20 protein-coding genes and 1 pseudogene are annotated in these 21180 nt (G+C 69.3%); 16 read left to right on the forward strand and 5 right to left on the reverse strand.

The features are described from left to right. Nucleotides 1-47 precede the first annotated feature (47 nt). Genes VHA73_12395 through VHA73_12420 form a run of 6 tightly spaced genes read left to right on the forward strand, consistent with a single transcriptional unit; the run spans nt 48 to nt 5789 of the window. On the forward strand, nt 48-1358 hold the full coding sequence (locus VHA73_12395; protein ID HVX18825.1) for an aromatic ring-hydroxylating dioxygenase subunit alpha: 1311 nt from the start codon (nt 48-50) through the stop codon (nt 1356-1358). Further along, the gene (locus VHA73_12400; GenBank protein HVX18826.1) at nt 1355-1738 is read left to right on the forward strand and encodes a hypothetical protein; all 384 of its coding nucleotides are present in this window, start codon (nt 1355-1357) and stop codon (nt 1736-1738) included. Before VHA73_12395 ends, VHA73_12400 begins: the two co-directional genes overlap by 4 nt. Beyond that, entirely contained in the window at nt 1735-2847 is a 1113-nt protein-coding gene (locus VHA73_12405; GenBank protein HVX18827.1) for a hypothetical protein, read from the forward strand. The genes VHA73_12400 and VHA73_12405 overlap by 4 nt, the downstream gene beginning before the upstream one ends. Nucleotides 2848-2860: 13 nt before the next feature. Beyond that, nucleotides 2861-3424, forward strand: a complete 564-nt coding sequence (locus VHA73_12410) for a VOC family protein (GenBank protein ID HVX18828.1) — start codon at nt 2861-2863, stop codon at nt 3422-3424. A gap of 23 nt (nt 3425-3447) precedes the next feature. Next, nucleotides 3448-4926: an aldehyde dehydrogenase gene (locus VHA73_12415; GenBank protein ID HVX18829.1), complete on the forward strand. Its 1479-nt coding sequence runs from the start codon at nt 3448-3450 to the stop codon at nt 4924-4926. A gap of 11 nt (nt 4927-4937) precedes the next feature. After that, nucleotides 4938-5789, forward strand: coding sequence for an enoyl-CoA hydratase/isomerase family protein (locus VHA73_12420; GenBank protein ID HVX18830.1), 852 nt, complete (start codon nt 4938-4940; stop codon nt 5787-5789). Nucleotides 5790-5820: 31 nt separating this feature from the next. Here the strand turns inward: VHA73_12420 and VHA73_12425 are convergent, their stop codons facing one another. Continuing rightward, nucleotides 5821-7422 (reverse strand): AMP-binding protein, encoded by a 1602-nt coding sequence (locus VHA73_12425; GenBank protein ID HVX18831.1) that lies wholly within the window; start codon nt 7420-7422, stop codon nt 5821-5823. 100 nt (nt 7423-7522) lie between these two features. Here VHA73_12425 and VHA73_12430 point away from each other — a divergent pair, with 100 nt between their 5' ends. From VHA73_12430 to VHA73_12445, 4 genes are all read left to right on the forward strand, one after another. Next, nucleotides 7523-9061 (forward strand): AMP-binding protein, encoded by a 1539-nt coding sequence (locus tag VHA73_12430; protein HVX18832.1) that lies wholly within the window; start codon nt 7523-7525, stop codon nt 9059-9061. Between the two features lie 9 nt (nt 9062-9070). Further along, nucleotides 9071-9742, forward strand: coding sequence for a helix-turn-helix domain-containing protein (locus VHA73_12435; GenBank protein HVX18833.1), 672 nt, complete (start codon nt 9071-9073; stop codon nt 9740-9742). A gap of 77 nt (nt 9743-9819) precedes the next feature. Next, nucleotides 9820-10947: an amidohydrolase family protein gene (locus VHA73_12440; protein HVX18834.1), complete on the forward strand. Its 1128-nt coding sequence runs from the start codon at nt 9820-9822 to the stop codon at nt 10945-10947. 23 nt (nt 10948-10970) lie between these two features. Next, nucleotides 10971-11837, forward strand: coding sequence for a mycofactocin-coupled SDR family oxidoreductase (locus VHA73_12445; protein HVX18835.1), 867 nt, complete (start codon nt 10971-10973; stop codon nt 11835-11837). A 53-nt stretch (nt 11838-11890) separates the two neighbouring features. Here the strand turns inward: VHA73_12445 and VHA73_12450 are convergent, their stop codons facing one another. The 4 genes from VHA73_12450 to VHA73_12465 form a co-directional block, all read right to left on the reverse strand. Then, nucleotides 11891-12913, reverse strand: a complete 1023-nt coding sequence (locus VHA73_12450) for a TauD/TfdA family dioxygenase (GenBank protein HVX18836.1) — start codon at nt 12911-12913, stop codon at nt 11891-11893. Next, nucleotides 12910-14616: an amidohydrolase family protein gene (locus VHA73_12455; GenBank protein HVX18837.1), complete on the reverse strand. Its 1707-nt coding sequence runs from the start codon at nt 14614-14616 to the stop codon at nt 12910-12912. Before VHA73_12455 ends, VHA73_12450 begins: the two co-directional genes overlap by 4 nt. 218 nt (nt 14617-14834) lie before the next feature. After that, nucleotides 14835-15551: a hypothetical protein gene (locus tag VHA73_12460; protein ID HVX18838.1), complete on the reverse strand. Its 717-nt coding sequence runs from the start codon at nt 15549-15551 to the stop codon at nt 14835-14837. Beyond that, nucleotides 15548-16192 (reverse strand): hypothetical protein, encoded by a 645-nt coding sequence (locus VHA73_12465; GenBank protein HVX18839.1) that lies wholly within the window; start codon nt 16190-16192, stop codon nt 15548-15550. The genes VHA73_12460 and VHA73_12465 overlap by 4 nt, the downstream gene beginning before the upstream one ends. Nucleotides 16193-16240: 48 nt before the next feature. On the opposite strand from VHA73_12465, the gene VHA73_12470 reads away from it, so the two are divergent. The 6 genes and pseudogenes from VHA73_12470 to VHA73_12495 all read left to right on the forward strand — a co-directional run bounded on the left by VHA73_12470 (nt 16241) and on the right by VHA73_12495 (nt 21135). Next, nucleotides 16241-17371 (forward strand): ferritin-like domain-containing protein, encoded by a 1131-nt coding sequence (locus VHA73_12470; GenBank protein HVX18840.1) that lies wholly within the window; start codon nt 16241-16243, stop codon nt 17369-17371. 26 nt (nt 17372-17397) lie between these two features. After that, nucleotides 17398-18294 carry a metal-dependent hydrolase gene (locus tag VHA73_12475; protein HVX18841.1) on the forward strand — a complete coding sequence of 299 codons (897 nt, stop codon included), beginning with the start codon at nt 17398-17400 and terminating at the stop codon, nt 18292-18294. Nucleotides 18295-18391: 97 nt separating this feature from the next. Next, nucleotides 18392-19183 carry a helix-turn-helix domain-containing protein gene (locus VHA73_12480; protein ID HVX18842.1) on the forward strand — a complete coding sequence of 264 codons (792 nt, stop codon included), beginning with the start codon at nt 18392-18394 and terminating at the stop codon, nt 19181-19183. A gap of 242 nt (nt 19184-19425) precedes the next feature. Then, the gene (locus tag VHA73_12485; protein HVX18843.1) at nt 19426-19815 is read left to right on the forward strand and encodes an SCP2 sterol-binding domain-containing protein; all 390 of its coding nucleotides are present in this window, start codon (nt 19426-19428) and stop codon (nt 19813-19815) included. Between the two features lie 59 nt (nt 19816-19874). Then, nucleotides 19875-20447 (forward strand): annotated as a pseudogene (locus VHA73_12490) (acyl-CoA dehydrogenase family protein). Nucleotides 20448-20889: 442 nt separating this feature from the next. Then, nucleotides 20890-21135, forward strand: a complete 246-nt coding sequence (locus VHA73_12495) for a hypothetical protein (protein ID HVX18844.1) — start codon at nt 20890-20892, stop codon at nt 21133-21135. Nucleotides 21136-21180 lie beyond the last annotated feature (45 nt).

Genomic DNA, 21180 nt, shown 5'->3' on the forward strand with positions numbered 1-21180 from the left:
AGCGTACGGTGGCCAACGGTGCAGCCCAGCTCGAACGAGGAGGCTCGATGACCGATCTCGACGCGCCACCACGCTCGCGCAGCATGCCGTTCGACAAGCCCGGCGAAGGGTGGACCGTGCGGGCCGGCCTGCCCACCGGCGACGTGTCCTACGACGACTCGATCAATCCGGAGTTCTACGCCGACGAGCTCGAAGCGGTGTTCCGGCGGTCGTGGCTGCACGTCGGGCGCACGGTGCAGATCCCGAACCCGGGCGACTACTTCACCCGCGAGATCCCCGGCCTCGACGTGTCGATCCTCGTGTCGCGCGGCCGCGACGGCGAGGTGCGCGCGTTCTACAACATGTGCACGCACCGCGGGAACAAGCTCGTGTGGGAGGACCACCCGCGCAAAGAGGTCTGCGGCAACGGTCGTCGTTTCGTCTGCAAGTACCATGGCTGGCAGTTCGACCCCGAAGGCCAGCTGCGCCTCGTGAACAAGGCCGACTGGTTCCGCGACGACCTCGACAAGGCCGACTACGGCCTGGTGCCGGTGGCTTGCGACGTGTGGGAGGGGTTCATCTTCGTGAACTTCAGCCCGCGCCCGGCCGAGACGCTGCGCGAGCAGCTCGGCGACTTCGCCGACGGGCTCTCCGGCTACCCGTTCGACGAGCTCACCGAGACGTTCACGTTCACGTGTGACGCCAAGGCGAACTGGAAGATCTTCCTCGACGCGATGGTCGAGCAGTACCACGGCAACACGCTCCACTACCGCCTGATCGACCACACCGCCCGGTCGCCGCTGCGAGGTGCGACCGGCAGCCACTTCGAGATCTTCGGTCGCAACGCGATCTGGTCCGTCGCGGTCGCCGCCGGATCGACCGACATCAGCTTCCGACCCACCCGCCCGATGGAGGACCTCTTCCGCTCCGACCTGTGGGGACCCATCGACGGCCCCGACATCGGGGTGCGCGAGCTGCCCGACCTGGTGAACATCAGCCGCAACCAGGGCTGGACCAACGACATGTTCTGCATCTACCCGAACATGAACATGTTGGTCTGGAAGCGTGGCTGGGTGATGGTGTACTCCACCTGGCCGATCGCGGTGGACCGCGTCCTTTTCGAGGCGCGCATGTACTTCCCCAAGCCGCGCACCGCGTCCGACCGGCTGGCCCAAGAGCTCACTGCCGTGGAGTTCAAGGAGTTCCTCTTGCAGGACGCCAACTTGCTCGAGTGCGCGCAGTCGATGCTGGCGATGCGGGTGAAGGACAACTTCCCGCTCGCCGACGAGGAAGTGGTGGTGCGCCACATCCACCAGACGTCGCGCGACGTGGTCGCCGAGTACCGGCGCGAGCGCGACGCCGCGAGGACCCGGGCATGACCGACTCGCCCGCCGGTGACGCGTCGGTCCGGATCGCGACGCGCGAGCCGTCGCTGCCCGACGAGTTCGCCGACCTCGCCGACCTCCTCGGCTGGGCCTTGCCGACCGAGGAGGAGCGCTACGCCAAGCGGTTGGCGAGCTCCATCGAGGAGCTGCGTGAGTTCTACGCGCGGGTGTTGCCGCGGGTGCCCGAAGCCCAGGCGCACCTCGACCGGCTCGACCCCAAGGCGCTGCCGTCCGACGCGCAACACCTGCTGTGGATCCTGTTCTCGCTCATCGTCGTGTCGTATGCAGTCGACGTCTTCGACGAGCCGAAGGTCCCCGACACCGGCTCGGCCTATGTTCGCCGGGTGCAGGAGCCGTCGAGCGCGCCGGTATGAGCGCGTCGATCGAACGCGAGTGGGTGTCGCTCGAGTCGCCCACGATGAAGCGGGCCGGGCACGGCAGCCGGCCGTGCCAAGGCTTGTACCACCATGTCGCTGGCCAGCGGCCCCGCACGGCGTTCGTGGCCACGCACTACAACGTCGACTTCTCCGAGCACTACCTCGCCGACTACCTGGCGGAGCGCGGCTACGGCTTCCTCGGGTGGAACACCCGTTACCGGGGCAACGAGCCGTACGTGCTCATCGACAACGCGCTCATCGACATCGGCGTCGGCGTGCGCTGGTTGCGCGAGTCCGCCGGGGTCGACAACGTCGTGCTGCTCGGCAACTCCGGTGGCGGGTCGCTCATGGCGGCGTACCAGTCGCAGGCGGTCGAGCCCAACGTGCAGCCCGCTCCGGGCCTCGAGCTGCACGACGCGGTGCACGAGCTGCTCCCCGCCGACTTGTACGTCGCCCTCAACGCCCATCCCGGCCGGCCCGACGTGCTCACTGCCTGGTCCGACCCGTCAGTGGTTGACGAGCGCGACCCCCTTTCGGTCGACCCCGAGCTCGACTTGTTCGCCGAACGACGCGAGGCGCCGTACGACCCGGAGTTCGTGGCGCGCTACCGCGCCGGCCAAGTCGCGCGCAACGAGCGCATCACCGCGTGGGCGCACGCGGAGCTCGCGCGGCTGCGAGAGCACGGCGCGTCCGACACGGTGTTCACGGTCAACCGCTTGTACGCCGACCCGCGGTTCTTGGATCTCACGCTCGAACCGACCGAGCGAATGGTCGGGTGCTACGCGGGTGACCCTCGTCGCGCGAACTACGGACCGCTCGGCCTCGGCCGTTCGAGCACGCTCCGCTCGTGGCTGTCGATGTGGTCGTTGAGCGACGCGCAGTGCAACGGCAGCCAGCACCTGCCACGGGTCACGGTGCCGGCGCTGGTGATCCAGTCGTTGGCCGACCGCGGCGTCTACCCGAGCGACGCGCGGGCGATCTGCGACGCGCTCGGCGCTGCCGACAAGCAGCTCGAGTTGATCCCGGGCGAGCACTACTTCGAGACCGGCGGCCGTGACGACGTCGCCGACCTGATCGCAGGGTGGATCGACGCGCACCACTGCTGAGGAGGCGACCGCGATGACCAACGCGAACACCGAGTTCGAGCTGGGTGGCGTGCACCACCTGGCGCTCGTGTGCCGGGACATGGCCCGCACCGTCGACTTCTACCGCGGGGTGCTCGGCATGCCGCTCGTGCTCACGATCGACCTGCCGCACGGGATGGGCCAGCACTTCTTCTTCGACATCGGCAACGGCGACTGCCTGGCGTTCTTCTGGTACCCCGAGGCACCCGAACCTGCTCCCGGCGTCTCGGCGCCGGCCTCGTTCCCGATCATCGGCGACTCCCGCTCGGCGATGGGGTCGATGAACCACGTGGCGATCACGGTGCCGCCGGAGAAGTTCGACGAGTACGTCGACAAGTTGCACGCCAAGGGCATCGAGACGAGCGGGATCACCAACCACGACGACAGCGAGAACCAGGTCACGCGGCGGATGCACGACGGCGTGTTCCTGCGGTCCGTCTACTTCTTCGACCCCGACGGCGCGCTGCTCGAGTTCGCGTGCTGGACCCGCGAGCTCGGCGAGCAGGACGTCGGCGTGGCGCCGGCCCACGCCGTCGGCGCGGGCGCACTGCCACGATGACCGTCCACGCCGCGGGGGCCGCCATGGCTGATCCCCAGCTCCCTGGCCATCCCGACCGGCTGTATGTCGACGGGAACTGGGTCGCGCCCAGCTCGTCGGATCTGATCGACGTGGTCGACGCGACCACCGAGGAGGTCTTCCTCCGCGTCGCGGCAGCCGGGAACGCCGACATGGGGCGCGCGGTCGCGGCGGCGCGCCGGGCCTTCGACCAAGGCCCCTGGCCGCGCCGGACCCACTCGGCGCGCGCCGACCACCTGCGCGCGCTGGCGGACGAGCTCCGTCGCCGTGCAGCCGACCATGCCGCGCTGTGGACCCGCCAGGCCGGGATCTTGCACCGGTACGCGCTCGGCGGCGCTCCCGACGCGGCGGCGCGCTTCGAGTACTACGCGGGCCTGGCGGACACGTTCGACTTCGAGGCGCCGGCCACTCCGACGGTTGGTGCATTCGGGCTGTTGGCCCGCGAGCCGGTGGGGGTGGTGGGTGCGATCATCCCGTGGAACGCGCCGCTCACCATGTTGGGGGCGAAAGTCGCGCCGGCGCTGCTCGCCGGCTGCACGGTGGTGTTGAAGGCTTCGCCGGAAGCGCCGGGTGAGGCCTACCTGTTGGCTGAAGCCGCCCACGAGGTCGGCTTGCCGGCCGGTGTGTTGAACGTCGTCACCGCCGACCGGGACGTGTCCGAATCGCTGGTGCGCGACCCGCGTGTCGACAAGATCACGTTCACCGGCTCGACGGCCGCGGGGCGGCGCATCGCGTCGCTGTGCGGGGAGCGCATCGCCCGCTGCACGTTGGAGCTCGGCGGCAAGTCTGCTGCGGTGGTGCTCGACGACGCCGACCTGGCGGCGACCGCCAGGACCCTCGGCAACGCGGAGTGCTACTTGTCGGGCCAGGTCTGTTCGTCGCTCACGCGGATCATCGTGTCGCGCGACCGCCAGCGCGATCTCGTCGACGCGCTGGCCGAGCGCTTCGCGAGAGTCCGTGTGGGCGACCCGTTCGACGACCGGTCCCACATGGGCCCCCTCGCGACGGCGCGCCAGCGCCAGCGCGTCGAGGGCTACATCGCGAAAGGTGTGGCCGACGGCGCCTCGCTCGTGGCCGGCGGTGGACGGCCCGCCGAGCTCGATCGCGGCTGGTTCGTTCAGCCCACCCTGTTCGCCGACGTCGACAACCGTTCGACGATCGCGCAAGAGGAGATCTTCGGGCCGGTGCTCGCGGTGGTGCCGGCCGACGACGAGCAGCACGCGGTGGCGTTGGCCAACGACACGATCTACGGCCTGAACGCGTCGGTGTTCACGCCGGACGTCGATCGGGCCCGCGCCGTCGCCGGGCGGCTGCGGTCGGGGACCGTCGGGCACAACGCGATGTGCACCGACTTCGGCGTGGCGTTCGGGGGCTACAAGCAGTCGGGTATCGGGCGCGAAGGCGGCGTCGAGGGCCTGCTGCCGTTCCTGGAGACGAAGTTCATGGTGTTCGACGGACCGCCGTCGGGACACGCCGGCACCTGAGAGGGACGACCTTGGTCAAGCGCAGCGATTTCGACGACTACTGCGACCGGTATCCGCGCTTCAAGCTCGAGAAGACCGACGACAAGATCCTGCTGTTCCAGTTGCACACCGACGGCGGCGAGTTCGCGTGGGACTGGGAGGCGCACGGCAGCTTCGGCGACGCGTGCGCCGACATCGCCGGCGACCGCGACATCAGCGTCGTGATCTTCACCGGCACCGGCGACACGTTCATGGACAAGTGGGGGCCCGCTGACCCCGCCCGCGACTTCCCGGTCACGCAGGACTCCGGCGCAGAGCGGCTCGACGAGTCCGGCTGGCGCGGCCGCCAGCGCCACCTCAACATGCTCGACATCCAAGTGCCGGTGATCGCGGCCATCAACGGCCCGTGCACGATCCACTCCGAGCTGCCGGTGATGTGCGACATCGTGTTGGCCGCCGAGCACGCATACGTGCAAGACGGCCCGCACTTCGCCCGCGGCGTGGTCCCCGGCGACGGTGTGCACACGATCTGGCCGATGGTCCTCGGCCGCAACCGGGCGCGCTACTTCCTGTTGATGAACCAGAAGCTGTCGGCCCGGGAGCTCCTCGAAGCGGGCGCGGTCAACGAGGTGCTGCCCGCCGGTCGGTTGATGGACCGCGCGTGGGAGATCGCCCGCTACTTGGCCATGCGCCCGCCGCTCACGTTGCGCCTCACCCGCTCGATCCTCGTGCAGGAGTTCAAGCGTGCCGCGGTCAACGACCTGGCTTTCGGGCAGATCCAGGAGCTGTTCGCGATGCGGAACTTCTTCTCCTACCGGGGCAACCAGTCGGCCTTGGACCGCCCGTGGGACCAGGACCCCTGGGGGGACTGGCAACCGGGCTGAAGTCGACCGGCGCGGCCCGTTCCGGCTCGGCTCAGCGCTCGACGTCCACCCCGGCAGCCACGCGATCCCACGTGCGGTCGTTGAGGGGGTCGACCCGCAGGAGGTGCTTGCGCACCCGCAACGTGGCCTCGGTCAGCGGGAGCTCGTCGACGAACTCGACGTACCTCGGCACCATGAACCGCGGCATGCGAGGCGCGAGGAAACCGATCAGCTCCTCGGGAGTGAGCTGCTCGCCCGCGCGCAGCAGCACGCACACCTTCACCTCTTGTTCGCTGTCGGCGGCCACGCCGATCGCGACGCTGTTGTCGACGCTCGGATGCGCGTTGACCTCGGCTTCGACTTCCATCGACGAGATGTTCTCGCCGCGGCGGCGGATGCAGTCGTTGAGGCGGTCGACGAAGTAGAAGTTGCCGCCTTCGTCGTACGTGAACGCATCGCCGCTGTGGAACCAGCCGTTGCGCCACGCCGCCACGGTCTTGTCGGCCATGGCGAAGTAGCCGAGGTTCATGGTCCACGGCACGGAAGTGCGCATGATCAGCTCGCCGATGACCCCCGGGCCGACGTCGTGGTCTTGGTCGTCGACCACGCGGACCTCGTAGCCGGGGAAGCCGGCGCGGAGTTTGCCGCAACTGCGGCGGTTGGCGGCGCACGCACCCCAACCGGGCACTTTGATCGGCACGCTGTTTTCGACCGAGCCGTACGACGTCGCCACCCGGACGTCGAAGCGGGCCTTGAAGTCGTCGATGAACTCGGGGATCGGCACCATGAAGATGTTGCGGAGCGGGTGCGCGGCATCGTCCTCGCGACGGGGTTGGCTCCACAGGAACGACGGCATCGGTCCCATCAACACCGTCGACGTGCACCGGTAGCGGTCGATGTCGGACCAGAACGCCGCCGTGTCGTAGCCGTCGCGCAGCACCATGCGGCCGTTGGCGATCGCCATGGTGAGGAACGGGGTCTTCCCGGTCACGTGGTGCATGGGGTACGGCAAGTACCACGCGTCGCCGTCGGTGAAGTCGTCGATGGGGATGAACCCGACGGCCTGGGCGTGCAGCTGGCCCCACGGGAAGCACACGCCCTTCGAGTTGCCGGTGGTCCCGCTCGTGTAGAGCAGCGCGCACAAGTCCGACGGACGCGGGGGAGTGAGACCGCCGGCCGGCTCCACGCCGGCCAGGAACTCGTCGAGCGGGTGGGTGGCCCAGCTGCCGCTCGTGGCGACGCTCGCGTCGCCGACCACCACGACGTTGCGCAAGTCGGGCAGCTCGGCGGCCACCGCCATCAGGCGCTCGACGAACACGTCCGCGATCACGATCGTCTCGGCCTGCGAGTTGGCGATCAGGTAGCGCAGCATCTGCCCGCGGTACTCGGTGTTGCACGGCACTTCGACGGCGCGCAGCCAGGCGAGCCCGAGCCACGCGCACGAAGCGTCGACGCTCGCGGGGAGCATCGTGACCACGCGGTCGTCCGCCGCGACGCCGAGGCGCTGGTACGCGGCGGCCCAACGGCGAATCCGGTCGTCGTAAGCGGCGTACGTGTACGACGGGCCGTCGACTTCTTCGATGAACACGTGGTCGGGATGCGACCGCGCACGCTCGGCGAGCAGGACGGGCAACGGCAAGATGGTCTGGTCCACTCGTCCTCCCGGTCCGGTTGCGAGGGCGGAGGGTACTCAACGAGACAGATCGTGTCCACTATCCACTAACCTCCGTGGCTCGCACCAGGAGGACAGAGCCATGGACCCCGCAACGCTCACGCGTCGCTTCGCGGACCGACCTGCGCTGATCATGGGGCAGACCGGCGAGACCGTCACGTACGCCATGCTCGAAGAGCGGTCCCTGCGGCTCGCGCAGCTGTTCCGCGCACGTGGACTGGAACGGGGCGCGGTGATCGCCGTGTTCCTCGAGAACCATCCCCGCTTCCTCGAGGTCGTCTGGGCCGCGCACCGGGCGGGCCTCTACTACACGACCATCAACTCGCACCTCATGGGCGACGAAGCGGCCTACATCGTGCGCGACTGCGGCGCGCAGCTCGTGGTGTCATCCTCCGCGCTCGCCGCCGCGGCGACCGCGATGGACATCGGCGACATCGACCGCCTCATGATCGACGGTGCCGCGCCGGGTTGGGAGCCCTACGAGGACGCCATCGCGGCCATGCCGGCCGAGCCCATCGCCGACGAAGGCGCGGGCGACTTCATGTTGTACTCGTCGGGCACCACAGGCCGGCCCAAGGGCATCAAGCGGCCGCTCACGTACGCGCCGCTCGACGCGCCCGAGGCGTACTCGATGTACGAAGCGCTCGGCCTCACCGCGGGCTCCGTCTATCTGAGCCCCGCACCGCTGTACCACGCCGCGCCGCTGGCGTGGACCATGGCGTCGGTGCGCACCGGGGCCACGGTGGTCGTCATGGAGCGCTTCGACGCGCTCGACCTGCTGGAGCTCGTCGAGCGTCACCGCGTCACGCATGCGCAACTCGTCCCGACGATGTTCGTGCGCCTGTTGAAGCTGCCGGAGGCCGACCGCGCCAGCCACGACGTGTCGAGCCTGCAGATGGTGGTGCACGCCGCCGCGCCGTGCCCGGTGCAGATCAAGCACCAGATGATCGAGTGGTGGGGTCCGATCATCTACGAGTACTACTCGGCAACCGAGGCTTACGGCGCCACGTTCATCACGTCAGAGGAATGGTTGGCCCATCCCGGGTCGGTGGGTCGACCGATTCTCGGGACGCCGTTGATCCTCGACGACGAAGGTCGCGAGCTCCCGGTCGGCGCCGACGGGGTCGTGTGGTTCGAGGGTGGCGCGCCGTTCGAGTACCACAACGACCCGGCCAAGACCGCCGAGGGCCGGGTCGGTGGCCGAGCCACGGTCGGCGACATCGGCCACCTCGACGCGGACGGCTACCTCTACCTGACCGACCGCGCCACGTTCATGATCATCAGCGGTGGTGTGAACATCTATCCCCAGGAGATCGAAGACGTCCTGATCACGCATCCCGAGGTCTTCGACGTGGCAGTGATCGGTGTGCCCAACGACGACTTGGGCGAGGAAGTGAAGGCCGTGGTGCAACCGGTCGACCCCGCCCGCGCGGGAGCCGACTTCGAGGCCGACTTGCTCGCGTGGTGCGCCGGGCGGTTGAGCACGTACAAGCGCCCCCGTTCGTTCGATTTCGTCGACGAGCTGCCGCGCCTCGACACAGGCAAGCTCTACAAGCGGATGCTCATCGACCGCTACCGGCGCGATGGTCATGGTGTGACAATCCTCGGGCCAGCGCAGTAAGTTCGGGTCATGCCACGCGACCAAGCGGCGTCGCCATCCGCCGAGCCCACTGCGCCCGATCGGCAGGCGGCCGACGGGTGGGAGCGCCGGCGCAACATCTTGTTGAGCGAGTACGAGCGTGTCGCCCTCGAGCTGTTCGCCGAGCGGGGCTATCACGAGGTCACGGTCGACGACATCGCGGCCGCCGCGGGCATCACGCCGCGCACGCTGTTTCGCTACTTCCGATCGAAGCAGGAATGCCTTCTGGGCTTCCCTCGCCGCGGCCTGGCGGCAGAGCTGGAGATGATCGAGTCGCTCGAAGTCGGCGACGACCCGGTCAAGACCGGGTGGCGTGCCATCCGCGACTTCGTGTCCGCCAGCCCGGTCGACCCGCACGTGGTCGAGCTCTGGCGCGCCGCAACCGCAGGGGCGGAAGAGGTCGAGGCGCGCGTCAGAGGCGAGCGGGTCGATGCCATCTTCCAGGCGTTCGTGGCCTACGGCGAGCGCTGCTTCGGTGTTCGCCACGACGCCGACCCGCGCCCGCGTCTGGTGGCCGGCATCCTCGCCGGCATCGAGTTCGCCATGGTGGAGTCGGTGGTGCAGGCGCCGTCGCTGCTCGACGAGATCGCCGCATCGGCCGACAACACGGTGCTCCGCCTGTCTCGGTCGCCACGGTTGCGCGCGCGCCATTCGGTATACTAAATTCGTCGGGAGATTGTCAGAGTGCGACAATTGGACCGGAACCGTGACGGTCGGTCCACTTGACCTAGGGGGCAGTAGTGCTGCGTGACGACGTGCAAGTGGTGTCGGTCGACGATCACGTCGTGGAGCATCCGAACGTGTGGGTCGATCGGCTGGCCTCCCGCTACCAGGAGGCCGGGCCGCGCATCAAGGAGCTCGACGGCGGCGCCCAGGTCTGGCTGTTCGAGGACAAGATGATGCCGAACATCGGGCTCAACGCGGTGGCCGGCAAAGACCCCAAGGACTTCGGCCTCGACCCCGTGCGGTTCGACGAGATGCTGCCGGGCTGTTACGAGCCCAACGCGCGGCTCGCCGACATGGACCTCGACGGCGTGCACGTGCAGCTCTGCTTCCCCACCTTCCCCGGCTTCGCGGGTGGCACGTTCTTCGGTGCCGCCGACAAGGATCTCGCGCTGGCCTGCGTCCAGGCTTGGAACGACTTCATGATCGACGAGTGGTGCGGTGCGGCCCCTGACCGTTTCATCCCGATGGTGATCCTCCCGTTCTGGGACGTGGAGGCGTCGGTCGCGGAGGTCCAGCGCACGGCCGCCAAAGGCGCCAAGGCCATCACCTTCAGCGAGGCCCCCCACCGTCTGGGCCTGCCGTCGTTCCACTCCGATCACTGGGACCCGCTGTTCGCTGCCGCCCAGGACGCCGACCTCCCGCTTTGCATGCACTTCGGCTCTGGCGGCGCGCCGGAAGTGGCGCCGGACGCCAACTTCGCCGTGGCCATCGCCCTGTTCGGGATGAACTCGCAGTTCACGACCGTCGACTTGTTGCTGTCGCCGGTGTTCCACAAGTTCCCGCGCCTGCGGGTCGCGCTTTCCGAAGGCGGCATCGGCTGGATGCCGTACGTCGTCGAGCGGCTCGACTGGGTCTGGGAGCGGCACCGCTGGTACACGGGAGTCAACGTCGACGTGCGGCCGTCCGACCTGTTCCGCGACCACATCTTCGGCTGCTTCATCGTCGATCACGCCGGCGTGGCGGCGCGGCACGCCATCGGTGTCGACAACTTGATGTTCGAGGGTGACTACCCCCACAGCGACAGCAACTTCCCGGTGTCGCGCAAGAACCTCGAAGAGGTCATGCGCGACGTCCCCGACGACGAAGCCCAGGCGATCGCAGAGACCAACGCACGTCGGGTCTTCAACTTCCCACGTGCCTGAAACCCATCTGAAAGGACCGCACCATGAGTGAGCGACTCGCAGGAAAGGTCGCGTTCATCACCGGCGCGGCGCGCGGGCAGGGCCGTGCCCACGCCATCCGCATGGCCGAGGAAGGTGCCGACATCATCGCCGTCGACATCTGCCGGCAGATCGAGTCGAACCCCTACCCGCTCGCCACGCCCGAGGACTTGGCGGAGACCGAGCGGGCGATCAAGGAGCTGGGCCGGCGGGTGGTGGCCCGCACTGCCGACGTGCGCAATCGCCCCGAGCTCGAGCAGGCGCTCGAAGCCGGCGTGACCGACCTCGGTCGCGTCGACATCGTGGTGGCCAACGCGGGGATCTTGCCGATGGCGATGGGCCAGCCGGAAGTCAGCGACTTCGTCGACGCCACCGATGTCGACCTCGTCGGCGTGATGAACACCGTCGCGGTGGCGCTGCCGCACCTCCCGGACGGGGCCTCGATCATCATCACCGGTTCCACCGCCGGGATGATGGTCGGCACCGTCGACAACCCCGTGATGGGGCCGGGCGGCGCCGGCTATGGCTGGTCGAAGAAGGTGCTGATCGACTACGGCGAGCAGCTCGCGCTGCACCTCGCGCCCAGGCTCATCCGGGTGAACATGATGCACCCGACCAACTGCAACACCCACTTGATCCACAACGAGGGCATGTACGCGATCTTCCGCCCCGACCTCGAGAACCCCGGGCGCGAAGACGCGGAGATGGCCTTCACGTTCTTCCAGGCCATGCCGATCCCGTACGTGGAGCCGGAGGACATCGCCAACTTGGCCGTGTTCTTGGCCAGCGACGAGTCGCGCTACATCACCGGCCAGCAGATCCGCGTCGACGCCGGCTCGTTGCTGAAGATCCCACCCGCAGGGCGCGCGTAACCGGCGGCTCGCTCGCTCGCTCGCCGCGTAGCCGGTTCTCGTCGGGGAGCCGGCTACGACTCGGCGTTCACCCGCATCCGGCTGGTCGAGCGGCGCGACTCCCAGTGGCTGCGGTTGGCGAAGTACGACGGGCGTGAGGTGAGCACCGACGTCTCGAGCCACAGCCGCTTGAGGTGCCGCACGTTGTGACCCGCCCGGTCCTCGTACGCCGTGCGGCCGTGGAAGACGTGGAAGTTGTTGATGAACTGGATGTCGCCCGGCAGCAGGTCCATCGCGACGTGGTTGTCGGGCTCGGCAGCCATGCGCTCCACCGCCCGCAGCGCCTCGACTTGGGTGTCGGTCAGCCTCGGTGCGTCGGCGTGACGCTGTGACGCCCAGATGTAGCCGGGGATGCACCGCACGAACAGGCGGTCCTCCCACTCGGTGAACACGGGCAGCCGGTAGAACGACGCGCCGCCGTCGGGCTGCTCGGCCCGGAAGTCGTACGGGAACCAGCCGTACAGCTCGGTCGCGAGCTCGGGCTCCTCGCGCACGAGGCGGTTGTGGATCCGCACCGAGTTCGACACGAGTGACAGGCCGCCGGCTCGCCCGTTCGCCAGGCACATCAGGCCCACGAGGTCGGACCCGTCGCAGTGGAACGGGAGCGCGATGGCGCCGAACTCGTTGCCACGGGCCGTGGGGTCGTCGGGCGCCTTGCCCTGGTCGGTGACGTCGCCGAGCACGTGGCCGTGCTTGTTCTGTGCCCACGGGCGACCGAGGTGCGCGCCGATGCCCCAGTACAGGAGCTCCATCTCGTCTTGGCGGTACGCGTCGCGGTCGATGCCACGTAACCGCACGAAGCCGCGGCCGTCGATCAGCTCGCGCTCGATCTCGGCGAGCCGCGGCGCCAGGCCGGGTAGCGGGAAGTCGTCCCTGGTGAGGTCGAGCGGGTCGGAGGACCGTTGCAGGGCGTGACGCAGCGACTGGTCGAGCTCGTCGAGCTCGCTCGCCGTGAAGTGTTCGGTGAACGTGTCGTCGTCGGCAAAGTCGGACGCGGTCCACTCACACTCCGGCTCGAGGACGCGAGGGGTGCTCATCGGGTGGCCTCCTTGGGGTCGGCCTTCTGGCCGCGCACCAGCCGGCCGGGTCGGTTGCCGGTGTCGACGCCGTCGCTCGACGCCTCGACGCCCGACACGAACGTGTGCAGGTAGCCGGTGGCGTCCTGCAGGAGCCGTCGCCCACCCGCGGGCAGGTCGTGCGCCATGCGCGGCGCGGACAGCGAGAGCCGGTCGATGTCGATCACGTTGATGTCGGCCTTGTAGCCCGGCGCCAGCAGGCCCCGGTCGAGGAGGCCGACGGCCTCGGCCGTCGCGCGGGTCTGTCGGTGCACGAGGAACGGCAGCTCGAACCGTGCTCCTCGGGTGCGGTCGCGGCCCCAGTGGGTCAGCAGCGAGGTCGGGAAGCTGGCGTCGCAGATCGTGCCGACGTGGGCGCCGCCGTCGCCGAGGCCGGGGACGGCGTAGGGGTGGGCGAGCATCTCGGCGGCCGGGTCGAGGCTGTTGTCGGCGTAGTTGAGGAACGGGGAGTACAGCAGCTTGGTGCCGCCTCCTTCGATCAGCAGGTCGAGGTAGAAGTCGACGGGGTCGACGCCGAGCGCCGCGGCCCGCCGGGCCACCGACTGGTCGGGCGTCGGTTCGTAGTCGAGCGGCTCGCCGAGCTCGTACATGTTGTGCAGCCAGCGGGCGGTCGGGCTCTCGGCGAGCTCAGAGCGGATCTGCTCGCGGCGTTCGAGTCTCGACAGCTCCCTGGCCTGCTCGGCGACCGGCAAGCCGGCGACCGGCTGGTACGTCGGGCAGGACGCCAGCGGGTTGATCGATGCCTGGAGGCCGATCAGCACGCCGACGGCCCGCGGCGCCACTTGCGCTCGCATCTCGAGACCCTCGGCTCGCGCCTGGTCGAGCAGCGCGAGTTGGCGCCGGTAGCGCGGTCCCGGCTCGGTCTGCAGCAGCGAGAACGACAGGGGTCGACCCGAGGCCCGCATCATCTCGAGCAGGGTGCCGGCTTCGTCGTCGGCCCGGAAGTCGGACACGACCTGCAACACGCCCGCGCCCGCGTCGCCGACGCCTCTGGCCAGGCCGACCAGCTCCTCGCGCGCGGCGGTCAGCGTGGGGGTCGGCTCCCCCCGGCTGGTCCGATGGTTCAACGTGCGGGAGGTGGTGAACCCGAGCGCTCCGGCGCGGATGCCTTCGGTGACGATCGCGGCCATGGCTGCGATGTCGTCGGGCGTCGCGGCTTCGCGGTTCGCGCCGCGCTCGCCCATGACGTAGACCCGCACCGGCGCGTGGCAGACCTGCGCGGCGAGGTCGGCGTCGAACTGCCGGCGGTCGAGGAAGTCGAGGTAGTCCCCGATCGACTCCCACTCCCACGACAACCCCTCCTCCAGCACGACGCCGGGGAGGTCCTCGACGCCTTCCATCAGCTCGACGAGCATCGTGCGGTCCGCGGCCCGGACCGGCGCGAACCCGACGCCGCAGTTGCCGGCCACGACCGTGGTGACCCCGTGGCTCGTCGAGGGTGCGAGGCGTTCGTCCCACGTGGCCTGCGCGTCGTAGTGCGTGTGGATGTCGACGAAGCCGGGCGTGATCAGCGCGCCGCTGGTGTCGATCTCCCGCCGGCCCTTGTCGGCGACGCGTCCGACTTCGGTGACGCGCCCGTCCGTGATCGCCACATCGGCGGTTCGAGCCGGCGAGCCGGACCCGTCGATGACGGTTCCCCCTCGGATCACGAGATCGGCAGTCACATCAGCACCTCCGGATGTCGGCCGTCCCAGTGTCGCGGATCACGAGACCCGACGCCCCACCCGACGCCCCACCCGACCCCACCCCACCCGACCCCACCCCATCCGACCCCACCCCACCCGACCCCACCCCACCCGACCCGACCCGAACCCGACCCGAACCCGTCGAGCTGTGAGCAGTTGGCCACCTGTGGGGTGGCCGAGCGCGCACAGCAGGGAAGTCAGGGGCGGCCGGAGCGGAAGCGGACGCCTGCGAGCTCGGCCTCGGGCCAGTCGCCACGCAGCCACACTTCGGTGATGCCGTCGCCCCGGCCCTGGCTCGTGGCGACGAAGCGCAACGTCTGTCGGGCGTCGTCGAGAGAGAGGACCGACGCGGCCCCATCGGTCGACGCGTCGAGCCCGAGCGCGCGCCCCCACTGCCGTGCGGCCGCCGCCGGGTCGCCGACCTCGACCGTGATGCCGCTGATGCCACCGGGGCCGTGATCGGGCACGGCGCCGGTCCAGTCGGGGCCGGCCCAGCGCCAGGCGCCCGGTGGGGAGGCGGAGTCGAGCGACACGATCGCGCCCGGCGTGTCCTTCGGGTGGAGGTGGGTGCCGGCGATGTCGTCGAGGTCGATCATCCACACCACCCGCATGCCCGCATCGGCGACCCGAGCCCGTGCGGCCACGACGTCGGCCACCTGGAAGATCGCCATGTAGCCGCTGTCGGCGCCGCGACGCTCGAGGTAACGCCCGGCAGTGGTGCCCGGCCGCATGGGCGACACCACCTCGAGGAACGTGTCGCCCACTGCGAACACGGAGTTGGTGAGCCCGAACTCACCCACGCCCGGGTCGTGGAACGGATCGGGCCAGCCGAACGTGGCCCGCAGCGTGGCGGCTGTCGCGGCACCGTCGCTCACGACCAGCGCCACTTGCCGCAGGCAAGGAATGGCGATCATCGCGAGCCCTCGCCGAAGGGGCCCGACACGGTGTGGGCGCCGGTGGCGGCGAGGCCGCCGACGAGGAGCTCGGTGATCTGGTCGACGAGCTCTTGGCGGGAGATCCGCCTGCTGATCGACCAGGTGCCCGCAGCCAGGAACACCGCGCCGAGGATCGCGGGTGCCCACACGTCGGCGAGGTCGGGGTCGGCGCCCGCTCGGCCGAGTGCGGTGCGGAGCGCGGTCGCGAGCACGCGTGCCACCGCCTGCTCGATCGAGTCGTCGTGGGTGGGCGGAGTGGCGACTTGGAGGAAGCGCCACAACTCGGGTTCGCGGTCGACGAAGTGGCAGAACACGCCGATGCCGTGGCGCAACACGTCGGCGAAGGGCGCCTCGCGGGCGACCACCGGCCCGAGCGCCTCGCCGAGGTTGCCCGTGTAGCGGCGGGCGAGCGCGGCAGCGATGGCGTCGCGGTCGCCGATGTTGTCGTACAGGATCGGACGCGTGACGCCGGCCTCGGCCGCCAGCTCCGCCATGGGGAGGTCGGGGCCTTTCGCCCGGATGGCGCGCTCGCAGGCATCGAGCAGTTCTTCGCGGCGCTCGGTTGGGTCGCGGCGGGGGCCGCGCGGCCGCCCGACCGGGCGGCGTGCCTTGGTGGTCATCGAGTTGGGACCCTTGACGAAAAAATCGACACTATGTAAGTTTTCACCATGCGTGACGACAGCGAGCTCTTGGGCCGGGACGATGTCGACGACCTCGACGCGATTCTCTCACTGCGTTCTGATCCCGGGGAGATCTACCGCGCGGTGAAGGACGCGGCGCCGTCGATCTTCACTTGGAACTACGAGCGCACCCGGGCGCCGCTGTCGAAGTTGTACGAGAAGGCGAAGACCGCGCAGTGGAACGCGAGCACCGACCTGCCGTGGGAGACCGAGGTCGACCAAGAGCACCTCGCCGCCACTTCGCCGCTCGCGGGGCCCGAGATGCTCGAGGCCGCGGGCGTCGACCTCAATGGCACCAGCTTCGAGAAGTGGGGCAAGGCCGAGTGGACCCAGGCCGCCATCGAGCAGCAGAACTGGGCGCTGTCACAGTTCCTCCACGGCGAGCAGGGCGCGTTGCTGTGCACCGCCAAGATCGTGGAGACCGTGCCGTGGATCGACGCCAAGTACTACGCGTCGACGCAGGTGATGGACGAAGCTCGCCACGTCGAGGTGTTCTCCCGCTACCTCGACGAGAAGATGAACGGGCACTACCCGATCAACCCGCACCTCGGCCTGCTGCTCGACGACATCATCGCGGATGACCGCTGGGACATCACGTACCTCGGCATGCAGATCATGGTCGAGGGCCTGGCGCTGGCGGCGTTCGGCATGGTGCAGGCGATCACCCCCGAACCGCTGCTCAAGCAGCTGCTCCGCTACGTGATGAGCGACGAAGCCCGTCACGTGGCCTTCGGGGTGCTGTCGCTCAAGGAGTTCTACACAGAGCTCACCGACGCCGAGCTGGCGGAACGACAGGAGTTCGCGTTCGAGGCTGCCGTGCGCATGCGCGACCGGCTGATCGGCCCGGAGGTGTGGGACACCATGGGTGTCGACCCGAAGGAAGCCATCTCGGTGCTCAACCCGTTCGGCGACGACAAGAACCGGGACCCGTTCCAGATGCTGCTGTTCTCGAAGATCGTGCCCAACCTCTCGAAGCTCGGCCTGCTCGACTGCAACGGCGGCTGGCTGCGCCAACGGTTCGACACCCTCGGCGTCACCCAGTTCGAGACGTGGACCGACACCACTATCGAGTACGAGATGCTCGATGCGGTCACCCAGGACCGCGAAGCCGCCAGCTGACCCACACTTGACGAGACCGGCGCCCGGTGACACCCGTTCGCCTGCCCTACGACGCGGAGCCCATGCAATCCAGCAGCCCTGACCTCACCATCGCCGCGCGGCGAATGGACTTCGCCGAAGCCACGGCACGCATCCCCATGCACTTCGCCCCCGACGGCGACTTGCTGACCAGCCACTTCTGGGCGGTGCTGTCGGCGCTGTTCCCCGAAGGCGAAGACAGCTTCGTGCGCGCCGTGCGCCACTACCGCGACCAGCTCACCGACCCGGTGCTCAAGCGGCAGGTGGCCGGCTTCATCGGCCAGGAGGCCCAGCACAGCCGCGCGCACCAGGCGCTCAACGACCGACTCCACGAGCTCGGCTACCCGGTGTACGGCATCGACCGCTTCCACAAGCGGATGAACTGGCTCATCTACAAGTTCCCGTCGCCGGAGATGGACCTTGCGTTCACCACGGTCTATGAGCACCTCACCGCGCTGATGGCCGAGCTGGCGCTGTCCGACGAGCGGTTCCGCGAGTCGTTCGGCGAGATCCACGACCTGCTGCTGTGGCACGCGATCGAGGAGTCGGAGCACAAGGCCGTGGCCTTCGACGTGTACCGCGCCGTCGGCATCGACCCCAAGCGCCGCATCCGCGCCATGCGCTTCACGCGCTGGACGCTGCCGCTGCTCGCTGTGGGCGTGGTGCTGCAAGCCGTGCTCACCGACCGGGCGGCCCGCCGACCCCGCGCGCTGTGGGCGAGCGTCAAGTGCATCCGCGCCAACCCGCTGTTCTCGAAGTCGACGATGGACGCTATTCGCGACTTCGAGCGACCCGACTTCCACCCCAACCAGCGCGACACCACGGCGCTGCTCGCCGAGTGGCGCGTTCGCCTGTTCGGCAGCGAGGGGACCCTGACCCACCGGCTGTTGCAACGTCCGGCTTGAGAGCGCGCCGGCTGGCTGAGCTACCGGGGTCTGCGGCCATGCCAACTCGCCACTGGAGCTGATCCGGCCCGGTCACCGGCGACGTACCATCGGCCGCGTGGTCGAGCCAACACGTCGGGAGCGAACGAGCTCGCGCAGGCCGTTGCTGGAGGCGGCGATTCGTGAGTTCTCCGAGAAGGGCTACGAGCGGACCACGCTTGCCGGCATCGCCGCGCGGGCAGGCGTCACCACCGGCGCCATCTACAACCACTTCGACGGCAAGCTCGACCTGCTCGTGGCGGCCATCGGCGGTCGCGATGTCCGAGACTTCTGGCAGACGGTGGCCGCGGCCGCTGCACTCCCGTGGAGCGAAGCCGCCATCGCGATGAGCGCGGGCTTGTCCCAGCGTCCCGACCAGCGCTCGCTGCTGTTGCTCGACGTGATCGTCTTGGCGCGCCGCGACCCGGACGCCGCGGCCAGGATGCGCACCGTCGCGGACACGTACCTCGACGCGGTGGCTCGGGCCACCGAGGAAGGACAGGCAGCCGGTGTCATCGACCCCGCCCTGTCGCCCACCGATCTCGCCCGGTTGCTCGCTGCTCTGGTATCGGGCCTGTTGGTCTTGGAGGCGCTCGGGCTGGAGCCGCCGTCGCCGCCGACGTTCGTGCAGCTCATCGACTTCTTGTTGCAGTCCAGCCAAGCAGAGGAAGTCGACGAGCCGGCACCGCTGGCGCGGGTGCGCACCCGTTCCGCCGTCGCTGAACGGGCTCGAGCACGCCAGCGCGCGGCGATCGTGGAGGCGGCTGGCGAGGGGTTCAGCCTGCGCCGCATCGGCGCGGCGGCCGGCCTCTCGCACGAGCGGGTGCGCACGATCGTCGCCGAGGCGCGATCCGCCGCTCCGCACCGTTGAGTCCGGACGGCCGGATCGGGTGGCCTGATCGACGCGTTTGTCAGACACGTTGACACGGCGCCGCCGGCGAGACCCTGAACTCTTCACTGCCTCTTCCCAGAACCTCGCGAAACTTGGTATCGCCTGTTGCCAAGATTTCGTAACCTTGCTACGGTCACGGCGGGTCGAGCGTGCCGTCGGTGACTGCTGCCCGAGGCCTTCGCACCAACCCACAAATTGCGTGCAAACCAAGGAGCGTCACCATGCCCTACCCCTTCCTCTCCGACCCCTGGCTCGATGCCGTGCAGGAGCTCGCCGCCGAGGCCGGCACGGGCGCCATGCCGAACGGTGTGGAGCTGAACCTTGTCGTGACCGGTGGGCCTGAAGGTGACCGTGAGCTGCACGTCTCTGACGGCGTGTTCGGCTCGGGGCTCCTCGACAGCGCACCCACCAAGTTGACGGTCCCGTACGACGTCGCCAAGAAGATGTTCATCAGCGGCGACCAGTCCGCCGCGATGCAGGCGTTCATGAGCGGCCAGATCAAGGTCGAAGGCGACATGACCAAGCTCATGGCCATGCAGGCCGGTGGCGGCTCGGCCGCTGACGGCGAAGCCATCCAGGCGAAGCTGCGCGAGATCACCAGCGAGGACTGAGCGCCGTGGCGGCCGCCGTGGTCGACGGACCCGGCTCCGACGAAACAGCCGTTGCCGAAGTGCGGACGGCCGCGCGCGCCTGGTTCGACGACAACTGGGACCCCGACCTGACCCTCGATGAGTGGTGGGACCGCTTCGGGCGGTCAGGTTGGGCGTTCCCCAGCTGGCCCGCCCGGGCCTTCGGCAAGGGCCTCGGCAAGAACGGCGTGCAGATCGTGGCCGAGGAGCGTGTCCGGGTGGGCGCGTACCCGGCGCCGAGTGGGATCGGCCCGATGATGGCCGGCCCGACGCTCGCCGAGCACGCCACGGCCGAACAGATCGAACGGTTCCTTCCCGGGTTGGTCACCGGCCGTGACATCTGGTGCCAGCTGTTCAGCGAGCCAAGCTCCGGCTCCGACTTGGCGAGCCTGCAATCGTGGGCGGAGCGCGACGGCGACGAGTGGGTCGTCAACGGCCAGAAGGTCTGGACATCCGGCGCGCAGCATTCGCGCTACGGGATCCTCATCGCCCGAACCAACCGCGACGTGCCCAAGCACGAGGGCATCACGTACTTCGTGCTCGACTTGCACCAGCCGGGGGTCGAGGTCCGGCCGCTCAAGGAGATGACCGGCGGGGCCACCTTCAACGAGGTGTTCTTCGACGACGCCCGGATCCCCGACCGTGACCGGATCGGCGACGTCGACCGCGGATGGCCGGTGGCGCTGACCACCTTGTCGCACGAACGAAAGAACCTCGGCGCCGGGGGAATGGCCGGCGGCGGCGCGATGCTGGGAATCGGCATCGGGGGGAGCGCCGCCGCCGCGCCATCACGGCCCGACGGCAACGCCCGGGTGGGCGACCTCGGCGTCGGTGGCGCCGGCCCGGCGCTCGGCGGCGACATGTTCAAGTTGCTGCCCGCGCTGTTCGGCCGCCAGCACGATCCGCTGGTCCGCCAGGACCTGGCCCGGCTCTACACGCTGATCGAGATCAGCCGTTACACCTCGCTGCGGTCGAAGGCCGCGGCTGACCGAGGTGACGCGCCGGGCCCCGGAGCAGTCCACGGGCAAGCTCGCCATGTCGCACTTGTTGCGCACGATGCGCGAGTTCCTGCTCGGCCTCGAAGGGCCGGCGGGCATGCTGATGGGCGACGACGCCCCGATGGGCGGCATGGTGCAGTGGGTCGCGCTGTTCAGCCCGGCCATCTCCATCGCCGGCGGAACCGACGAGATCCAGCGCAACATCGTCGGCGAGCGCGTGCTCGGTCTGCCGCCCGAACCCCGTTCCGACAAGGATGTTGCGTTCCGCGACCTGCAGGTCGGCACCCAATCGGCCGGCGCGTGAGCGCGCGGGTCGTCGACGGCGCGAGCGGCCTTCCGCTGCGGTGAG

Source organism: Acidimicrobiales bacterium (assembly GCA_035547835.1).
Classification (GTDB): Bacteria; Actinomycetota; Acidimicrobiia; order Acidimicrobiales; family Iamiaceae; genus DASZTW01.

Excerpts from the sequence above, each read along its gene's own strand:
- VHA73_12460 (HVX18838.1), bottom strand. The coding sequence starts at position 15,551 with ATGATCGCCATTCCTTGCCTGCGGCAAGTGGCGCTGGTCGTGAGCGAC.
- VHA73_12445 (HVX18835.1), top strand. The coding sequence starts at position 10,971 with ATGAGTGAGCGACTCGCAGGAAAGGTCGCGTTCATCACCGGCGCGGCG.
- VHA73_12470 (HVX18840.1), top strand. The coding sequence starts at position 16,241 with ATGCGTGACGACAGCGAGCTCTTGGGCCGGGACGATGTCGACGACCTC.
- VHA73_12450 (HVX18836.1), bottom strand. The coding sequence starts at position 12,913 with ATGAGCACCCCTCGCGTCCTCGAGCCGGAGTGTGAGTGGACCGCGTCC.
- VHA73_12430 (HVX18832.1), top strand. The coding sequence starts at position 7,523 with ATGGACCCCGCAACGCTCACGCGTCGCTTCGCGGACCGACCTGCGCTG.
- VHA73_12415 (HVX18829.1), top strand. The coding sequence starts at position 3,448 with ATGGCTGATCCCCAGCTCCCTGGCCATCCCGACCGGCTGTATGTCGAC.
- VHA73_12485 (HVX18843.1), top strand. The coding sequence starts at position 19,426 with ATGCCCTACCCCTTCCTCTCCGACCCCTGGCTCGATGCCGTGCAGGAG.
- VHA73_12400 (HVX18826.1), top strand. The coding sequence starts at position 1,355 with ATGACCGACTCGCCCGCCGGTGACGCGTCGGTCCGGATCGCGACGCGC.
- VHA73_12435 (HVX18833.1), top strand. The coding sequence starts at position 9,071 with ATGCCACGCGACCAAGCGGCGTCGCCATCCGCCGAGCCCACTGCGCCC.
- VHA73_12465 (HVX18839.1), bottom strand. The coding sequence starts at position 16,192 with ATGACCACCAAGGCACGCCGCCCGGTCGGGCGGCCGCGCGGCCCCCGC.
- VHA73_12410 (HVX18828.1), top strand. The coding sequence starts at position 2,861 with ATGACCAACGCGAACACCGAGTTCGAGCTGGGTGGCGTGCACCACCTG.
- VHA73_12405 (HVX18827.1), top strand. The coding sequence starts at position 1,735 with ATGAGCGCGTCGATCGAACGCGAGTGGGTGTCGCTCGAGTCGCCCACG.
- VHA73_12395 (HVX18825.1), top strand. The coding sequence starts at position 48 with ATGACCGATCTCGACGCGCCACCACGCTCGCGCAGCATGCCGTTCGAC.
- VHA73_12495 (HVX18844.1), top strand. The coding sequence starts at position 20,890 with ATGCGCGAGTTCCTGCTCGGCCTCGAAGGGCCGGCGGGCATGCTGATG.